The organism is Candidatus Accumulibacter necessarius (genome assembly GCF_036625085.1).
In genome coordinates, this window is the sequence record NZ_JAZKUM010000006.1 from 319623 (window position 1) to 338150 (window position 18528).

At 63.4% G+C, this 18528-nt stretch carries 10 protein-coding genes and 3 pseudogenes; 8 read left to right on the top strand and 5 right to left on the bottom strand.

Translation table 11 applies throughout. The annotated features are described in order from the left end of the window. Both V5B44_RS17940 and hyfB read right to left on the bottom strand, forming a co-directional pair. Positions 1-948 (bottom strand): respiratory chain complex I subunit 1 family protein, encoded by a 948-nt coding sequence (locus V5B44_RS17940; RefSeq protein WP_287632453.1) that lies wholly within the window; start codon positions 946-948, stop codon positions 1-3. Continuing rightward, a complete protein-coding gene (gene hyfB / locus V5B44_RS17945) occupies positions 945-2975 on the bottom strand; it encodes a hydrogenase 4 subunit B (RefSeq protein WP_332360353.1) in 2031 nt (676 codons plus the stop codon). The genes V5B44_RS17940 and hyfB overlap by 4 nt, the downstream gene beginning before the upstream one ends. 268 nt (positions 2976-3243) lie before the next feature. Here hyfB and V5B44_RS17950 point away from each other — a divergent pair, with 268 nt between their 5' ends. The 5 genes from V5B44_RS17950 to V5B44_RS17970 all read left to right on the top strand — a co-directional run bounded on the left by V5B44_RS17950 (position 3244) and on the right by V5B44_RS17970 (position 7134). Further along, entirely contained in the window at positions 3244-3444 is a 201-nt protein-coding gene (locus V5B44_RS17950) for a CopG family transcriptional regulator (RefSeq protein WP_332360354.1), read from the top strand. Positions 3445-3639: 195 nt separating this feature from the next. After that, the gene (locus V5B44_RS17955) at positions 3640-4923 is read left to right on the top strand and encodes an O-acetylhomoserine aminocarboxypropyltransferase/cysteine synthase family protein (RefSeq protein WP_332360355.1); all 1284 of its coding nucleotides are present in this window, start codon (positions 3640-3642) and stop codon (positions 4921-4923) included. Positions 4924-5029: 106 nt separating this feature from the next. Then, on the top strand, positions 5030-5941 hold the full coding sequence (locus V5B44_RS17960; RefSeq protein WP_332360356.1) for a sensor domain-containing diguanylate cyclase: 912 nt from the start codon (positions 5030-5032) through the stop codon (positions 5939-5941). Positions 5942-6146: 205 nt separating this feature from the next. Beyond that, on the top strand, positions 6147-6530 hold the full coding sequence (gene apaG, locus V5B44_RS17965; RefSeq protein ID WP_332360357.1) for a Co2+/Mg2+ efflux protein ApaG: 384 nt from the start codon (positions 6147-6149) through the stop codon (positions 6528-6530). Between the two features lie 10 nt (positions 6531-6540). Next, a complete protein-coding gene (locus tag V5B44_RS17970) occupies positions 6541-7134 on the top strand; it encodes a class I SAM-dependent methyltransferase (protein WP_332360358.1) in 594 nt (197 codons plus the stop codon). Here the strand turns inward: V5B44_RS17970 and argJ are convergent. Both argJ and secA read right to left on the bottom strand, forming a co-directional pair. Further along, positions 7131-8369: pseudogene (gene argJ, locus V5B44_RS17975) on the bottom strand (bifunctional glutamate N-acetyltransferase/amino-acid acetyltransferase ArgJ). The gene V5B44_RS17970 and the pseudogene argJ sit on opposite strands and share 4 nt — an antisense overlap. 127 nt (positions 8370-8496) lie before the next feature. Further along, a pseudogene (gene secA, locus V5B44_RS17980) lies at positions 8497-11218 on the bottom strand (preprotein translocase subunit SecA). A gap of 441 nt (positions 11219-11659) precedes the next feature. Between secA and V5B44_RS17985 the strand changes: the two are divergent. The 3 genes and pseudogenes from V5B44_RS17985 (at position 11660) to V5B44_RS17995 (ending at position 15605) form a co-directional block, all read left to right on the top strand. Continuing rightward, positions 11660-12409: a zf-TFIIB domain-containing protein gene (locus V5B44_RS17985; protein ID WP_332360359.1), complete on the top strand. Its 750-nt coding sequence runs from the start codon at positions 11660-11662 to the stop codon at positions 12407-12409. 24 nt (positions 12410-12433) lie between these two features. Then, positions 12434-13284, top strand: a pseudogene (gene acuI / locus V5B44_RS17990) (acrylyl-CoA reductase (NADPH)); the annotation flags it as partial. A gap of 386 nt (positions 13285-13670) precedes the next feature. Next, positions 13671-15605, top strand: coding sequence for an asparagine synthetase B family protein (locus V5B44_RS17995; protein WP_332360360.1), 1935 nt, complete (start codon positions 13671-13673; stop codon positions 15603-15605). On the opposite strand, the gene V5B44_RS18000 is transcribed toward V5B44_RS17995, so the two are convergent. Further along, on the bottom strand, positions 15550-17883 hold the full coding sequence (locus V5B44_RS18000) for an O-antigen ligase family protein (RefSeq protein ID WP_332360361.1): 2334 nt from the start codon (positions 17881-17883) through the stop codon (positions 15550-15552). The genes V5B44_RS17995 and V5B44_RS18000 overlap by 56 nt on opposite strands. Positions 17884-18528: the final 645 nt, after the last annotated feature.

The following is an 18528-nucleotide window of genomic DNA, read 5'->3' on the forward strand; positions in this document are numbered from 1 at the left end:
TCATGCGGCCAGGAGAATGTGGACAAGCATGCCGATGACCGCCAGCAGAAAGGCGGTGGCCAGGTATTCCGGCACGCGAAAGATGCGCATCTTGGCGCTCAGTGTCTCGAGCAGTGCAAGCAGAGCGCCACCGATTGCCAGCTTGAGGATCAGTGCCGGCATCGCCAGCAGTAGCGCCAGCGGCGCCTCGGCCTCGGCAACCCCCCAGGGGAAAAACAAGGCCAGGCCGATGCACGAGTAGGCGAAGAGCTTCAGGCTGGCGGCCCACTCGAGCAAGGCCAGGTGCCGACCCGAATACTCAAGGATCAGCGCTTCGTGAATCATGGTCAGTTCAAGGTGGGTCGCAGGGTTGTCCACCGGCACACGCGCGTTTTCGGCCAGCGAGACCATGGTGAAGGCGACACCGGCCAGTGCCAGGCTGGGATGGATTCCCAGGTCGCGATGCGCCAGCGTCTCGACGATGGTGGTCAGCGAGGTCGACTTGGAGATCAGCGACGCCGAGAACAGCACCATCAGCAGCGCCGGTTCGGCGAGAAAGCCGATCAGCATCTCCCGTCGGGCACCAAGCGTGCCGAAAGAGGTACCAACATCCATCGCTGCCAGCGAAATGAACACCCGCGCCAGGGCAAACAGGCCGACCAGGGCAATCGCGTCGGCAGCCGGCGACAGCGGCAGGTCGGTCGATAGGGTCGGAATGATCGCGCTCGCCAGCGCCATGCAGCCAAAAACGATGTAAGGCGCCCCGCGGAACAGCGGTGACGCGTGCTCGGCAATCACGGATTCCTTGTTGAACAGCTTGTGCAGCATCCGATACGGCTGCAAGAGTCCGGGCGCCGACCTGTTCTGCAGCCAGGCGCGCCACTGATTGATCCAGCCGCTGAGCAGCGGCGCCAGCAGCAGCGCCGCGACAATTTCCAGCAGTTGCGAGAAGACGCCCAGCCAGGTCATTGTTTCACCACCACCAGCACGGCAATCAAGGTCGCGAAGCTGTAGAGCAGGTAGACCGCGATCCGCCCCTGCTGCAACAGGCCGATGACGCTGGCCAGGCGCTCGACGGCGCGAGCCAGCGGCAGATAGAGCCAGTGCCAGAAGTGATCCCCAACACTGACGCGATAGCGGGGCTCGGTGTCGAACGGCGTCGGCAGTTCACGTTCCATGCGAAAGAAGGGCTCGAAAATCTGCCGGATCGGCTGCCCGAAGCCCTCGGCAGTATCCTGCATGCGGGCGTTCTGCCACGGGTAGCCGCAGTCCCAGGGCGCTGCGCGTCGCAACCGGCCGTGGTAGAGGGTGCGCACGAGGACAAAGGCAAGCGCGAAACTGGCCGCAACGCCGAGCAGGAAGATCGCTGGCCCGTAACTCGCGCGCTCGATCGCGACCGGCACCAGCAGCCATCCACCGGCAGCGACCGTATCGGCCATCCCGGCACCGATCAGTGACCGTGTCACCGGATCGATCAGCGCAATGAACTGCACCGGAAACAGGCCGAGCAGCACGCAACCGCAGACCAGCCAGGCCATGCCGATCCGTTCCCAGCCGCTGGCGTCACGCGCCAGGGCAAGCTTCTCTTCGCGCGGCTGGCCGAGGAAGATGATCCCGAAGAACTTGACCATGGTATAGCCGGCGAGCGCGGCGATCAGCGCAATCAGCGCCGCCACCACCGGGATCAACATGTTGAGGAAGGCGCTCGGCAAGGCTGGAGAGAAAAGAAAGCTCTGCAGCAACAGCCACTCCGAGACGAAGCCCGCCAGTGGGGGCAAGCCGGCGCTGGCCAGAACGCCGACCAGCATGGCCCAGGCCACCCAGGGCATGGTGCGGATCAGGCCGCCCAGCTTGCCAAGGTTGCGCTCGCCGGTGGCATGCAGTACCGCGCCCGTGCCAACGAAAAGCAGGCTCTTGAAGAAGGCATGACCCGCCACATGGTAGAGCACCGCGGTCAGCGCCAGTGCCGCCATCGGCTGCATGCCGTAGGCGGAGAACAACACCGCCAGACCAATAGCGGCGAACAGCAGACCAATGTTCTCGATCGACGAATAGGCCAGCAAGCGCTTCATATCGACCTGCACCGCGGCAAAGACGACACCGAACAGTGCGGTGGCCAGGCCAACCACCAGCAGCAACAGGCCCCACCACCAGAGCGGGGTATCGAGCAGATCGAAGAAGACCCGCAACACACCGTAGATGGCGGTCTTCAGCATCACCCCGCTCATCAGCGCCGAGACCGGCGAGGGGGCGGCCGGATGCGCCTCGGGAAGCCAGACATGCAGCGGCAGGATGCCGGCCTTGGCGCCAAAGCCGAACAGCGCCAGCAGGAAGGCCAGCGACGCCCAGAACGGTGAGAGCTGCTGTGCGCGCATGTTGGCGAAGGTGTAGTCGCCGGTATTGGCCTGCAGTACGCCGAAGCAGAGCAGGATGCCGATGGCGCCGATGTGCGCGATCAGCAGGTAAAGGTAGCCGGCACGCTGGATTTCGACGATGCGATGGTTGGCAGTGACGAGAAAGAACGAGGACAGCGCCATCGTCTCCCACATCACCATGAACGCGTAGGCGTCGTCAGCCACCACCACGAGCGCCATGCTGGCGAGAAAGAGGTGGTATTCGAAGGCGAGCAGACCCGGCGGCGTGCCTTCACCCTTGCGAAAATAGCCGGCGGCGAACGCGGACACACCGGCCGAGACACTGCCGATGACGATCAGAAAGAAAGCCGACAGGCTGTCGAGGCGAAAATGAAAGGGCAAGCCGGGTAGTCCGATCGGAAGTACCGCGACCTCGGGCGAACTCAACGCCGCACTCAGGGCAATCCCCGCCAGGGCCAGCCCGAACGCGCCACCGAGGGGAAACAGCACCCTCGCCACCAGCGTCAGCCGGCGCAAGGCAAGAACGCCGGCCACGCCAATCAGCAGCCAGGCGCCAACCACCAGCAGAACCCAGTCAATATGTACCCACTGCGCCGCAGCGGGCAGCCAACGGGTGATCACAAGCGGCAGCCCCCGCGAGGCCGGTTCACGCCGCCAGGGCGATCGGATCCGCGGGCAGAAAGCCCCTTGCCGCAAGACGCGAGGACCATACGATTCAGACCTCCGCAAAACCGTGTGCAGTCAATGAACAAGGCACTTGAAAAGTGCCCGGAGCCGGGCGAGACTAGGCGTGTCGACCTGCGTTTTGCTCCTGTTTTAATTCACAGGTAATTGTATTAGTTCCTGATAATATTGCAATGATAATTTAATTCACATCTAATGCGCCCATATGGAAAATCGCACTTCACGCCTGACCATCCTCATCGACCCACGCAAGAAACAGATCTTTGAAGAGATCTGCGCGTCTCACGACCTGACGCCGTCCCAGGTCGTGCGCAAGTTGATTCGTCAATACATCATCGAGAATGCTGGCGACCGGCCACTGCCGGACTGGCTCCGGGGGCGATCGACGACCGAGCGGGAGAGCTGATCCGGCTCTGATCCGTTGCCGCCCAGCGCCCGGAAAGCGGTTGAGCACAGGCAGAGGAGTTCGTACTTGCCCAGCGCTGGCAGCTTGCCGACGACATTGATCGCAGGGTTCGAACCGCCGGTCCGACACCGGCAATTCGAGGTGCTAAGATTCGCCCGTGCAAAGACACTGCGCCAATCACCAAGGAGAACCTGCATGAAACTCGAAACCCTCGCCGTCCACGCCGGCTACAGCCCTGAACCGACGACCAAGGCGGTCGCCGTACCGATTTACCAGACGACCTCCTATTCCTTCGACAGCACCCAGCACGGAGCCGACCTGTTCGACCTCAAGGTCGCCGGCAACATCTACACCCGCATCATGAATCCGACCCAGGATGTCCTTGAAAAGCGCGTCGCTGCGATGGAAGGCGGGATCGGCGGCCTGGCCCTGGCCTCGGGCCAGGCTGCCATTACCTACGCGATCATGACCATTGCCGAAGCCGGCGACAACATCGTCTCGGCATCGACACTCTATGGCGGCACCTACAACCTGTTCGCCCACACTCTGCCCCAATACGGGATCGACGTGCGCTTTGCCAACCATGCCGACCCGGCCAGCTTTGAAAGGCTGATCAACGGCAAGACCAAGGCGCTGTATTGCGAATCGGTCGGCAACCCGCTTGGCAACGTCACCGACTTCGAGCAACTGGCCGAGATAGCACACCGGCACGGCGTGCCTTTGATCGTCGACAACACGGTTCCCTCACCCTATCTGTGCCGCCCCTTCGAGCACGGCGCCGACATCGTCGTGCACTCGCTGACCAAGTACATCGGGGGTCATGGCAACTCGATCGGTGGCATGATTGTCGACAGCGGGCGTTTTCCGTGGGCCGAGCACAAGCTGAAGTTCAAGCGCCTCAACGAGCCCGACGTGTCCTACCATGGCGTCGTCTATACCGAAGCCCTCGGCCCGGCGGCCTTTATCGGTCGCGCGCGTGTGGTGCCGCTGCGCAACATGGGCGCAGCCATCTCGCCGTTCAACAGCTTCCTGATTCTGCAAGGCCTGGAGACGCTGCCGCTGCGCATGGACCGCATCTGCGCCAACAGCGAAAGGATCGCCGACTACCTGCGGGCTCATGCGAAGGTGGCGTGGGTCAATTACGCCGGCCTGCCCGACCATCCAGACCACGCACTGGTACAGAAGTACATGGACGGCAAGGCTTCCGGCATTCTCACCTTCGGTGTCAAGGGCACCGACTGCGGTGGTTCGGAGGCCGGCGCCCGCTTCCAGGACGCGCTGCAGTTGTTCACCCGGCTGGTCAATATCGGCGACGCCAAGTCGCTCGCCTGCCACCCGGCGTCGACCACCCATCGCCAGCTGGCGCCTGCCGAGCTGGCAAAGGCCGGCGTCTCGGAGGAAATGATTCGCCTCTCGATCGGAATCGAGCATATCGACGACCTGATTGCCGATCTGGAGCAGGCGCTGGCTGCCGCGTGATCCGCTCCACCCGGTCCGAAGGGCACCACATGGGGGGGTGCCTTTCGCCGTGCACCAGCCGCCCTTTTGGGCTACGATACGCGGACATTTTGGTGCCTGTCAGCTGATGCCCGATAGCCAGACCCGCCTGCCGCTCGTCGATCTGCGTGCCGATGACCTCGAGATCGAACACTACGCTGCATTGCTCGACAGCCTGGGCATCGGGCTGCTCTCCTTCGCCGCTGACGGGTCAGTGCATCTGCGCAATAGCCGCGCCACCGATCTGCTCGGCGACACACCGACAATCTGGGAAGACGAGAACGGGCAGCCGTTGACCGATGACCAGCGCCTCGAAATGCAGGTCCTGCATACCCGGCAAGCCGTCCACCAGCGAGCCATGGGGATCCGGAATCCTCCCTCGGGCACGCAGACCTGGTGCAAGGGTAGCGCCTTTCCGGTGTTTTCCGCCGATGGCAAGCTGCGGCGTGTTCTCCTGATCCTGGCCGATCTGAGACAGCACGGCCGGATGGCCGGCGATAGACAGCAACTGCCGACGCATGACCCATTGACCGAGGTCTTCAATCAGCGCTATATCCAGCTGCTGCTCGACGACGAGATTCGCCGGGCGCGGCGATATGGCACGCCTTTCGTCCTCGCCCTGATTGCCATCGACCGCTTTGGCGATTTAGGTCAGGCAAACGCGATCCATGCGGAGCCACGGGTGCTGGCCAGGGTCGGCCAGCTGATGTGCAAGAACCTGCGCGAATTCGACATGGTCGGCCGCTTCGGCAGTGACCAGTTCCTGCTGATTCTGCCCAATGTGCGCGTCAGCGAAGCGATGTTCGGTCTTGAACGCCTGCGCGAACTGGTCGAAGCAAGCCATTGGAGCGATAGCGAACCTTTACTGACCATCAGCGGCGGGGTCACCGAATACACGGGCGAGGATACGCCCGTGCTGATCGAACACGCAGCCTCCCTGCTGACCGCCGCTCGCGAAGCCGGCCAGAACCGCCTGTGCGTCAACATGGACATTTTCTGACAACGCTTGCTCTCGGCGTTTGCCGGAACTTCGGGGGAGAGCCAACGCTTCGATGGCACGGCGACGACGCAGCCGATGCAAAATCCGAATGATCGACGAGCGAGAGGGAACGATGCCCGGATTCGGCAGAGCACAACAATAAGCTTGTCACGATCTCTCGTTTGGTGTGCAATGCCGGTTCCGATCGTTCCGACATTGAGCAAAGATGGCTGAAAGCAAGAAATATGAAATCGCGGTCAGCGCGGTTCCGCAATATATCGCCGAGCAGTCGGATCCGGTGCGAGACAACTACGTTTTCGCCTATACGATCACCATCGAGAACATCGGCACCGTGCCTGCGCAGTTGATCTCGCGTCACTGGGTGATCACCGATGCCAGCGGCGAGGTGCAGGAGGTGCGAGGCCTGGGCGTCGTCGGCCGGCAACCGCTATTGCAGCCGGGAGAGAAGTTTGTCTACACCAGCGGCTGCCAGATCGACACACCGGTCGGCACGATGTGCGGCAGCTACCAGCTGACGGCCGTGGATGGACGGCAGTTCGAGGTGGAAATCCCCGCCTTCACGCTGGCCGTGCCACACGTCCTGCATTGATGGCCCGGCATTGAGCCTCAAACACAGTTACACCCTGATCTCGCCGTTTTACGACGCGGCGCTGACCGCCGCCACCCGCGCACAGCGCGCTAGAAGCCTGGCTGGCTTGCCGTCGACGCCGGCGCGCGTCCTCCTTAGCGGTGTTGGCACTGGCCTCGATCTGCCACTCCTGCCACGGCAGCACAGCTACACCGGGATCGACCTGACCCATGCCATGCTGCGTCGGGCCATGCCACGCGCCGCGCGGCTCGATTTCTCCTGCGTTCAGGGTGATGCGCAGTGCCTGCCCTTTGCTGACCGGAGTTTCGACCACGTCATCCTGCACCTGATCCTCGCCGTGCTGCCGAATCCCTTCGCCTGCCTCAAAGAGACCGCACGTGTGCTCGTCCCCGGCGGCAGCGTGCTGATCTTCGACAAGTTCCTCCAGGCCGGGCAGTGGGCACCGCTGCGGCGACTGGTCAATCCTGTGGTCCGGCGCGTGGCGACACGACTCGACGTGGTTTTCGAGGAGTTGCTCGACAAGACGCCGCAATTGGTCATGGAGAGCGACCAGCCGGCGCTGGCGGCCGGCTGGTTCAGGTTGATTCGCCTGAAACGCGTCTAGCTGCGATAGTCCGCGTTGATCTTCACGTAGTCGTAGGAAAGATCGCAGGTATAGACGGTCGCCCTGGCCTGGCCGCGTCCCAGGCTGACGCGGACACCGATCTCCGCCTGCTGCATGATCGCGGCGCCGTCCTCCTCGCGGTAGGACGCCGCCCGGCCCCCACCTTCGGCGACCAGAATCTCGCTTCCGGCGCTGCTCAGCCAGACGCTGACACGATCCACATCGAGGGCGTCGATATCGGCGTAACCAATCGCCGCCAGGATGCGCCCGAGATTGGGATCGGAAGCGAAGAAAGCGGTCTTGACCAGCGGCGAATGCGCAATGGCATAGCCGACACACTTGCATTCCGTCTGATCCCGACCGCCCTCGACGGCGATGGTGATGAACTTGCTGGCGCCTTCACCGTCACGAATGATCGCCTGCGCCAGTTCCATCGCCACGGCGACGACTGCCTGGCTGAACACCTGGTAGCCGGGCGCTGCCGAGTCGGCAAACTCGACGCCGGCCTGACCGGTGGCGATCAGGATGAAGGAATCATTGGTCGAGGTATCCCCATCGACGGTGATGCAGTTGAATGACGCATCGGCTGCTTGCGCCAGAAGCTCCTGCAGCAGCGGCGTGGCGATGCCGGCGTCGGTGGCGACGAAACCGAGCATGGTTGCCATGTTCGGCCGAATCATTCCGGCACCCTTGCTGATGCCGGTGATGGTGACCGATCGGCCATTGATCTCGAGGCGCCGCGAGGCGGCCTTGGCGACCGTATCGGTGGTCATGATCGCATGCGCCGCGGCGTGCCAGTTATCGGCTCCGCAGATCGGCGATGCACCGGGGAAGTCCGGCAAGCAGCCGGTCGACCGGCAAGGGTTCGAGGATGACGCCGGTCGAAAAGGGCAGCACCTGCCGGTCGTCGATGCCCAGCAGCTGGCTGAGCGCAGCACAGGTCTCTACCGCGGCCTGCCAGCCGTGCTCGCCGGTGCCGGCATTGGCCACGCCGGTGTTGATCACCAATGCCCGGATGTCGCTGCCGAGCGCCAGGTGCCGGCGGCAGACCTGTACGGGGGCGGCGCAAAAGCGGTTGGCGGTAAACACGCCAGCGACGCGAGATCCCGCAGCCAGCGACAGCAGGGTCAGGTCACGCCGATCAGCCTTGCGGATTCCGCCTCGGCCACACCGAGACGGACGCCATCGACCGGATACAGATCGAGGGCGGAGGGGGTACGGTAATTGACGGGCATTGCAACCTCGCGAGCGAAGACAGGCTGGCGGTGAGACGCAGGCGGACCGGGTCACCTGGCCGGCTGCTGGCGCCGGCAGCGCGCACCCCGACGTCGTGGCTCACGCCCGGCGACTCCGACACTACGACTACGACAGCTTGCCATGGCAGTACTTGTACTTCTTGCCCGAACCGCAGGGGCACGGGTCATTGCGGCCGACCTTGGGGCCCGCATGCATCGGCTTTTGCGTGGCGCAGCGGCAGCGGCCGCGGCTGCATCAGCCAGTCCCAAGGCCTCGTCATAGTCGGCATGGTGGTAGCGGACATTCTGCACCTCGGCATGCGGCGCCGTTTCCTCGACATCCTGAGCGCGCACCTGCACGGTCACCAGCGTCCGCGTCACGTCGATGCGGACGCTGTCAAGCAGACGTTCGAACAGCTCGAAAGCTTCGCGCTTGTACTCCTGCTTCGGATTCTTCTGCGCGTAGCCGCGCAGATGTATCCCCTGCCGCAGGTGATCAAGCGCCGCCAGATGCTCGCGCCAGTGCGTGTCCAGGCTCTGCAGCATGACGTTGCGCTCGAACTGGTGGAACATCTCGGCGCCGACCAGCTCGACCTTCTCGGCATAGGCGGCTGCAGCCGCGTCGACGATCCGCCGCAGCATCTCCTGATCGCTCAGATTCGGTTCGTTCTTCGACCACTCGACAATCGGCAGGTGATCTGGAGGTCGCCCGGCCAGCGCTCTTTCCAGTCCGGGCAGGTCCCACTGTTCCTCGACGCTGTCGGCCGGCACATGCAGCCGGAAGGTGTCGTGCAAGACGCCTTCGCGCATCGCGGTGACGGTTTCGGAGATGTCGTCGCTCTCGAGCAGCTCGTTGCGCTGCGCGTAGATCACCTTGCGCTGGTCGTTGGCGACGTCGTCGTATTCGAGCAGCTGCTTGCGGATGTCGAAGTTGCGGGCCTCGACCTTGCGCTGCGCCGATTCCAGCGAACGCGAGACGAGCGGATGCTCGATCGGCTCGCCCTCGGGCATTTTCAGGCTTTCCATGATCGACTTCAGGCGATCACCGGCAAAAATGCGCAGCAGCGAATCATCGAGGGCGAGGTAGAAACGCGACGACCCGGGGTCGCCCTGGCGGCCCGAACGGCCGCGGAGCTGGTTGTCGATCCGCCGCGACTCGTGTCGTTCCGAGCCGATGATGTGCAGGCCGCCGGCCGCCACGACCTGGTCGTGCAGCTTCTGCCACTCGCCACGGATCGCGGCGATCTGCGCCTCGCTGTCGGCAGCGGCCAGCGTTTCGTCGTCACGGAGCGTGGGATCTGCTTTTCGATGCTGCCGCCGAGCACGATGTCGGTCCCGCGGCCGGCCATGTTGGTGGCGATGGTGATCATTCCCGGACGGCCGGCCTCACGGACGATCTCGGCTTCGCGCGCATGCTGCTTGGCGTTGAGTACCTGATGCGGCAGCTTTTCGTGGTCGAGCAGCGCCGAGAGAAGCTCGGAGTTCTCGATCGACGTCGTGCCGACCAGGACGGGCTGGCCGCGCTCGCGACAGCTGCGGATATCGGCGACGATCGCCGCGTGCTTTTCCTTGGCGGTACGGAAAGACCTGGTCGTTGTTGTCGGTCCGCCGCATCGGCTGGTTGGTCGGGATGACCACCGTCTCAAGACCATAGATCTGCTGGAATTCGTACGCCTCGGTATCGGCCGTGCCGGTCATCCCGGACAGCTTGCTGTACATGCGGAAGTAGTTCTGGAAGGTGATCGAGGCCAGCGTCTGGTTCTCGTTCTGGATTCTCACCCCTTCCTTGGCCTCGACCGCCTGGTGCAGGCCATCGGACCAGCGGCGACCGGACATCAGGCGACCGGTGAACTCGTCGACGATGATCACCTCACCCTTCTGCACCACGTACTGCTGGTCCCGGAGGAACAGGTTGTGGGCGCGCAAGGCGGCGTACAGATGGTGGATCATCAGGATGTTGGAGGCGTCGTACAGACTGCCGCCGTCGGGAAGCAGGCCGGCGCTCGCGAGCAGTTCTTCCGCGTGCTCGTGACCGGCTTCGGTCATCAGGATCTGATGACCTTTCTCGTCCACCCAGTAATCTCCCGGACCTTCTTCTTCCTGGCAGCGCTGCAGCAGGGGAGCGACCTTGTTCATGCGCACGTAGAGGTCGGTGTGGTCTTCGGCCTGACCCGAGATGATCAGCGGCGTGCGCGCCTCGTCGATCAGGATCGAGTCGACCTCGTCGACGATGGCGAAGCTGAGCTTGCGCTGCACCCGCTCGCTGCCCGCGTAGACCATGTTGTCGCGCAGATAATCGAAACCGAACTCGTTGTTGGTACCGTAGGTGATGTCGGCGGCGTAGGCCGCCTGCTTGTCCTCGTGCGCCATCTGCGACAGGTTGACGCCGACCGTGAGGCCGAGAAAACGATGCAGGCGCCCCATCCACTCGGCGTCGCGGTTGGCCAGATAGTCGTTGACCGTGACCACGTGCACGCCGTTGCCGGAAAGCGCATTGAGATAGGAGGCCAGCGTCGCGACCAGCGTCTTGCCCTCGCCGGTCCGCATCTCGGCGATCTTGCCATCGTGCAGACCATGCCGCCGATCAACTGGACATCGAAATGACGCATGCCGAGCGCGCGCTTGCCGGCCTCGCGAACGACGGCGAAGGCCTCCGGCAGCAGGGCATCCAGCGTTTCGCCGTTGGCCACCCGGGCCTTGAATTCGGCGGTCTTGCCGCGCAGCGCCTCGTCGGACAGCGCGCTGATCCCCGCCTCCAGCGCGTTGATCTTGCGCACGACCTGCATGTACTGCTTGATCAGCCGGTCGTTGCGGCTGCCGAAAATCTTCTTGAGTAGGCCGGAAATCATTCTGGGAACGGTAGAGGAAGTTGCGAAGTTGAATGGGAGGACCCGAGCCAGCAAGCGGGGCCGGTTCTTTTCCGCGGTGAAAGGCTGGAGCGCGGTTCGTAGGGCCATCGAACCGGCTGGATGACGGGAACTGCACCATCGCGCGACGCGCGGCATGGATACTACCTTCAAGACTCGTTTGACGCAATTCTGGCGTCGCCCGGGTGCGCGCGCTGCCGGAAAAGCGAGATCAGATGAGCGAAATCGCCATCGGATACCCGGAGCGCGGCGAGTGCCGGGCGCGCCAGGCGAACGGGATTACGATTCCGGGTCACCGTGCCGTGCAGTACTCGCCCGGCGAGGACGAGGCCGTTATACTACCGCGCGTGCCTCCGAGCTTCCTTTCCCCGGGCTGGAAGCAGAGCCGAACCCAGTGATCCCTGCCGCCTCCCACTTGATCCCATGACCAACACCAGCAGCCAGCAGCCCACCCGTCCGACAACGGCTAGTCCGTGCCCGAGTTGTCAGGCGCCGATGGCGGTTCATCATTTCAAGCGCCAGCTCAATGGCGAGGTCACCCTGGATATCTGCTTTGCCTGCCAGGGTCTCTGGTTTGACGAGCACGAGAGCGCCCAACTGGCTCCGGCCGGCGTACTCGAGCTTTTCCGGCTCCTGCACCAACACCACGCCGACCTTCGCCAACCCTGGCCCGGCGTACTGCGCTGCCCGCGCTGCCGCGAGCCGCTGCTCAACTGCCTCGACAGCACGCGTGCGGGGCGCTTCGCCTACAACCGCTGCCCGCAACGCCACGGTCGTTTCAGCGCCTTCGCTGCGTTCATGATCGAAAAAGGCTTCGTTCGCCAGCTCAACGGCGCCGAAGTCGAGGATCTGGCGCGCAAGGTGCAGACCATTCGCTGCTCCGGCTGTGGCGCACCGGTCGACATCCGCCGCGATCACGTGTGTACCCACTGTCGTTCGCCGATCGTGATTCTCGATCCCGACGCGGTGCAGAACGCGCTCGCAGACTTCGGCCAGAGGGCCAGCCGGCAGGCGCACGTCGACCCGCACGCCATCGCCGACGCGCTGATTGCCAACGAGCGCGCCAAGAAGCCGCAGTTGGCCGGGCAAAAGCGCACTGGCATCCTGGAAGCTGACCTCTCGGACCTGGTGCTTGGCGGCGTCGAAGCGGTTTGGCAGCTGCTCAAGCGTTAGATCGATTACCCGAGGAGAATCACCATGTTCAAGGGAATCCTGATCACCAAAGACGACGGCGTTTACCAAGCTCAACTGCAGGACATCGACGATGCCGTGCTGCCAGAAGCCGACACCACGGTCCAGCGTCGAATGGTCGACGCTCAATTACAAGGACGGTCTGGCACTGACCGGCAAGTCGCCGGTGGTGCGCCGCTTTCCGATGGTGCCGGGAATCGACTTTGCCGGCACGGTGACAGAAACAGCGAATGCGGCCTGGAAGGTCGGCGACCGCGTCGTCCTCAACGGTTGGGGCGTCGGCGAAACGCATTGCGGCGGCCTGGCCGAACTGGCGCGTGTCAAGGGAGAGTGGCTGGTGCCGCTGCCGGCGAGTTTCTCCGCCCGGCAGGCGATGGCCATCGGCACCGCCGGGTACACGGCCATGCTCTGCGTCCTGGCTCTCGAGAAGCACGGCATCAAGCCTGCTGACGGCGAGGTTCTGGTCACCGGCGCCAACGGTGGTGTCGGCAGCGTAGCCATCGCCCTGCTCGCCAAACTTGGCTATCACGGTGGTGGCCTCGACCGGCCGCCCCGGCGAAGCCGAGCACCTCAAGTCCCTGGGCGCCAGCACGATCATCGACCGCAGCGAACTGTCGGCGCCGGGCAAGCCGATCGGCAAGGAACGCTGGGCCGGGGTGATCGACACCGTCGGCAGCCACACCCTCGCCAACGCCTGTGCGACGACGAAATACCGCGGCGCGGTGGCCGCCTGCGGCCTCGCCGGCGGCATGGATTTCCCGGCGACGGTGGCGCCCTTCATCCTGCGCGGCGTGACGCTCTATGGCATCGACAGCGTCATGGCACCGCTCGCCATTCGTCAGGAAGCCTGGGAACGGCCTCGGCCGTGATCTCGAAATCGCCACGAGCGGGAGGGCGTTTCGGTGGCGTTCTGGGCACGGCGCCTCGTATACGAAGGCCGCCACCCCGGCGGCGATGCCGAAAGTTACCAGCTCGGCAGCCGGTGCCGGCCAGCCAACTCGACGTCCACGCGAATACCTGCGGTGGTGTTGATGATCGCTCACAGTGAAATCTGACACGGCACGACTGATCACTTTGACGTAGCATCTGGTCTGGCACATCCGCGGAGGACACGACTTTGTTCTTGCCTACAAGTGCAATGGTCATCCGCCAACACCTGCACACAACAACCAGCACCAATGGGGATGCGACCTCATAGACAACGAAGCCGACCATGCAATCAACCGCAGCCCACACAGATTCCATGAAAGACAGACTCTCTGGCCAAATCGATCTAATCAGCCTCTTCGACGCTGACGCTGCGCCAATGTTGATCAAGTCGCTTGCGCTGCGGGGCGATGAGGTTGCCCGCGACACCCATGCGATTTGCGCGGTAATTGGTTCGCCCTCGGTCGAGAGCGAAAACGCAGCTGGCGCTTCGCGACCATCGGGACTTGCGACAGAAATCCTGAAGGCATGGCATACCAACGGGACGGACGTCGCCTCGCGCATCCGAGGCGCCTACGCCCTGGCCATCGTCGATACGCGGCGCGAATGCGTCTTCCTGGCCGTTGACCGCTTCGCCATCGAGACCCTCTGTTATCGCAGCGACGGCAAGACACTCGCTTTCTCCGATCGTGCCGACTGCGTTCACGGGCGTGGCGATGAACTTGATCCGCAGGCGATCTTCGATTACCTCTATTTCCACATGATCCCGGCACCACGTACCATTTTCCGTCAGGTACGCCGGCTACCGGCAGCACACGGCGTGCTCGTTGACCGCAATGGCGCACGCGAGACGCGCCACTGGTCATTACATTTTGACGAGCAACATCGCCAGCCCTTCGCTGCTGCGCGCGACACCTTCCGCAACCTGATCCGTGACAGCATCGCCGAAGATGTCGTCGGCCACCAACGCGTTGGCGCCTTCCTGTCTGGTGGCACCGATAGCTCGACGGTGGCAGGCATGCTCTGCCAGGTGACGGGCAAGCCGGCACCCGCCTACTCTATAGGCTTCGACGCCGAGGGCTACGACGAGATGGTGTATGCCCGCCTCGCGGCGAAGCACTTTGGCTGCGAGCATTATGAGTACTACGTGACACCGGATGACCTGGTGACCAGCATCCCGGCGGTCGCACAGCACCACGATCAACCCTTCGGCAACTCCTCCGCCCTGCCGGCCTATTACTGCGCCAGGAACGCGCAGGCCGACGGCTGCACCAAGATGCTGGCCGGCGACGGCGGCGACGAACTGTTCGGCGGCAACTCGCGCTACGCGATGCAGCGTCTGTTCGAGTTTTACCATGCAGCGCCAAAGGGAATAAGGCGACTGATCGAGCCGATGTGCGCCGACAACAGCCCCTTGCGACGCATCCCGGGCCTGAAGCAGGCCACTGGTTATGTCCGCCATTCACGCGTGCCGATGCCCGATCGCCTGGAGAGTTTCAATCTGATCACGCAACTTGATCCGGCGAACGTGCTCACCGCTGATTTTCTTGCTCAGATCGATATTGGCGAGCCGTCAAGACACATGCAGGCCACCTGGAACGAATGTAATGCACCAAGCCTGATCAATCGCATGCTCGCTTACGACTGGCGTTACACGCTGGCTGACAGTGATCTGCCGAAAGTGCGCGGCGCCACCCAGATGGCCGGCATCCCGGTCGCCTATCCCTTGCTAAGCGACCGCCTGACCGATTTTTCGATGGCCCTCCAGCCCGACTGGAAACTTCGCCGCTTCAGGCTGCGCTGGTTCTTCAAGGAAGCGTTGCGCGGCTTCCTGCCAGATGAGATCATCAGGAAGAAGAAAAAGGGCTTCGGACTGCCATTCGGCGTCTGGACGACCCGCACGCCAGGATTGAGACAACTTGTCGAGGATTCACTGAACACCCTCGCGAAACGGGGAATCGTTCGCCCAGACTTCATCCAGAAACTGATGGGCGAACTTCTGCCGGAACACCCGGGCTATTACGGCGAGATGGTCTGGATCCTGACTATGTTCGAGCAATGGCTGCGCGGCCAGGAAACGCAGCGACTTTCGACCCCCACGATGATGGAGTGCAAAAGCCTTGCCAAAGCGAGGATGGGAGCGCGGCTGGCGTCCTTGTCACTTGGCTCGGCTTGCAGGGCGAATCGACTCTTTTTCAGGGTGGCGCGGAAGCCCTCCCGCGCGGCAGAGCAGTTTGCGCTGGAAGCGTGAGCGCTATCATGAGCAACAGGTAGAACAGAAAGGCCACGCGCGGCGCATCGAGCAAACTGTCAAACAGGCCGACAACAAGGAATCCAAGCACGGCGGCCCCGATCGCCGGTGACAGCGTGTGATCGCGCGCATTACCCCATGACACCCGCCAGAGTGCTGACAAGACAAGGCCGCAGAACAGCACTAGCCCGACCCAGCCCTGCTCGAACAGAACATGCAGCAACATGTTTTTCATGTGCCAAGGCATGTGGTGCCGATCGCTGGAAAAGAACCAGCGCGCCATACCGCCTTCAAAGTCGCCGTTAACCAACAGTTCGCGTCCGCTGGCGTCGATGGCGCGCAAGTTGTCGAGTTCGACCGAGCGACCGCTTTCCTTTACGGCGACCGAAAAGGTCAAGAAGTGCGGCGCGAAAAAGTCGCCGCCGGACAGACCTTTGCCGGGCAGCTGAACGACTAGAGACTGCCATAGCCCGGCCTGCGCCTTGACCGGCACTGAAGCGATCGCGCAGTCGCCGTCATCGTAAAGAAGGTGCTTGCGGCAGATCTCGAAGTGCAGCGTGACCGCGACATCTGACCGTGCGTCCACTTTCATGGTCACCGGGCCTGTGAACGGGCCCACCCGCTGGGAAACGCGCAACAACTGGGCCCAATCGATAAGGTGCTTGCCCGCGGTCAACACCAGATGCCGCGCCCCACCTTCTTCGCGCAGGCGGTAGTCGCCGACCTGATCCTCAGGCTTGCCGGACAAGAAATGGTTGGCCGGATAGCGGCCGGTGCCCTTGCCGAAAGCCCACGCCATCTGGTCGTTCAGCAAGGACAGCCCTTGCGCCCAGTGCTGCAAGCGGTCGTCAAGGTCGCGGCCGCCAGTAGTGAAACGATCGCCCATGTACGCACCGCCGAGCATCACTCCGACCATGATCGTCAGCACGACCATAGCGCCGGCCACGCCCCCCTGCCACCGCAGCGATTGGGGCCAGCGCGGCTTCGTGCCACGACCACTCACCACCGCAAACGCCAGCAAGAGCAGGACCACCACCGCCATCGGCGAAAGTGCCGGCTCGCCGCCCCAATGGGTAGCCACGAGCAGCATCGATGCCAGCAAGGCTAGCCAGGCTGTCAAAATCAGCGCCCCCCACCACGGCACCAGCAATGCCGGCGACGGCCACCGCTGCGAGAGCAACGCCGCCGCAGTTGCCGCCCAGGCCAGCGCATAAACCAGGTAAGGCCCCTTCGGCAGCGCATAAGCCACCAGAGCCAGCAACAACGATAGCGACAGGCCCCCCGCCACTCCCACTGCCCAACCACGCGCCGGTGTTCGCTGCAGCCAGACGGCCATTGGCAGCAGCAGCACCACCGCGCCGAACAGCGCCAGCATTCCGCGGTAGCCACTGGTCGGAAAGATAGTGATGGCGCCCGCAATGAACGCAGCGCAGATCACGACTGCGGCCACCCCGCCCGCCTGGCCCGTCACCGGAGCACCAGCGCGAGTGCCTATCCGACGAGACGACAAAGCCTGCAAGCCGGCCATGGCCACCAAGCCGACCGGCACCGCCAGGTAGACCCCGCGCGAAAACGTGGTCAAGCACGCATAGGCGCCCAGCACAACGGCAGCTGCCGCCAGAGCCCAGCGCCACGGCTCGACCTGGCGAAGCAGTTCGCGCACCGCGAACGGCATGGTCAACGCCAGGAAGCCATCGAACGCTGCACCGCCGACGTGCATTTCCCAGAAGAGTGCCGTCGTCCGGTAATCACTAGAGAAGTTCGCCAAACCAGTGTGGGCCCAGCGCTCCCAGAGCGCCGGTATCGCGACCATCAGCAATCCGCCGGCTAGGCCGGTTCCGAGCCAACGCTCAGCACGATCGGGGGTCGCACGCAACTGAGTACGCCACAGCGGTACCAATAGTATTGCGAGAAAGAAGCTCTTCGCCACCCGCACGCTGTTCATCGGCTCGTGGTAGCCTTGCCACCAGCCCCAGTTGAGGCCGCCGGCATCGGCAAAACCACGCGCCATACTGACGATCAACGCGACCGCGAAGCTGAACAGCAGCAAGCCTTTCATCGCCGTCGCGCCCGCGGCAGTAGCTGCTGGCGGTGGGCGAAGAGCAAGTCGCGCATAGCCACCGGCAGCTACGGCGAGCACAGCGAGGTCAAGCTCCTCGACAGTCAGCCAGCCTGTCCATGGCATCAGTCCGATGACTGGCAGCGCCGCCGGCAACAGCGCCAGCCCGACCAGCGGTTGCCCGGCAGCGAGCATTGCCAGTGCGGTGCAGATGAGCACGGCAAGCGCTGCTGACAGCGGGTGATGCCAAGCGAGCGCCATACACAGGGTCGCGCAGATAAACGACAGCGCACCGTACATCATCCCGGCGACCCTTGTAACGGACGCTTGCGACCGGTGCTTTCTGAGCGACCGCTCACGCCCCGGCTTAGCCACCGTGTCAGGCAAATTCATCTCAAGTTTGCGTGCCGCCGAATACAGTCGGCAAAGGGGGATTCATCGAGCGCGCAGAAACCACGGAGAACACAGCCACGCGGCATCGGCCGGTGTCGCAGGGAACCGAGACCCATTGACACTTCATGGGACTGCCCGTGCGGGACAGCTACGGCCCGACCTAAGGTCAGTTGGTGATCCTTCCCCCCCCGTGTAGATCGGCCTTTGCATAGCTGACTCGTCTTGCCTTGCGTCCGTTGTGTCGATACGTTGGGTCATGCCGTTGAGCATCACTTTCACCCGGGGTAGCAAGACCGGCATGGAACCTTGTACGCCTTAACTGCATATCCGCAGATTGGCCGTTCCCCCGAATGGATGACTAAGATCCAGTGTTCGCTCCCAACCGTTGCCTGCACCATCACCAGTCCACAAACAGGCTGGAAAATGCGAGAAGCATTCCTGAGATCAAATCAACTGATCAGCCAACGGCGC

Excerpts from the sequence above, each read along its gene's own strand:
- V5B44_RS17950 (WP_332360354.1), top strand. The coding sequence starts at position 3,244 with ATGGAAAATCGCACTTCACGCCTGACCATCCTCATCGACCCACGCAAG.
- V5B44_RS17960 (WP_332360356.1), top strand. The coding sequence starts at position 5,030 with ATGCCCGATAGCCAGACCCGCCTGCCGCTCGTCGATCTGCGTGCCGAT.
- V5B44_RS17940 (WP_287632453.1), bottom strand. The coding sequence starts at position 948 with ATGACCTGGCTGGGCGTCTTCTCGCAACTGCTGGAAATTGTCGCGGCG.
- V5B44_RS17955 (WP_332360355.1), top strand. The coding sequence starts at position 3,640 with ATGAAACTCGAAACCCTCGCCGTCCACGCCGGCTACAGCCCTGAACCG.
- V5B44_RS17985 (WP_332360359.1), top strand. The coding sequence starts at position 11,660 with ATGACCAACACCAGCAGCCAGCAGCCCACCCGTCCGACAACGGCTAGT.
- V5B44_RS17995 (WP_332360360.1), top strand. The coding sequence starts at position 13,671 with ATGAAAGACAGACTCTCTGGCCAAATCGATCTAATCAGCCTCTTCGAC.
- apaG (WP_332360357.1), top strand. The coding sequence starts at position 6,147 with ATGGCTGAAAGCAAGAAATATGAAATCGCGGTCAGCGCGGTTCCGCAA.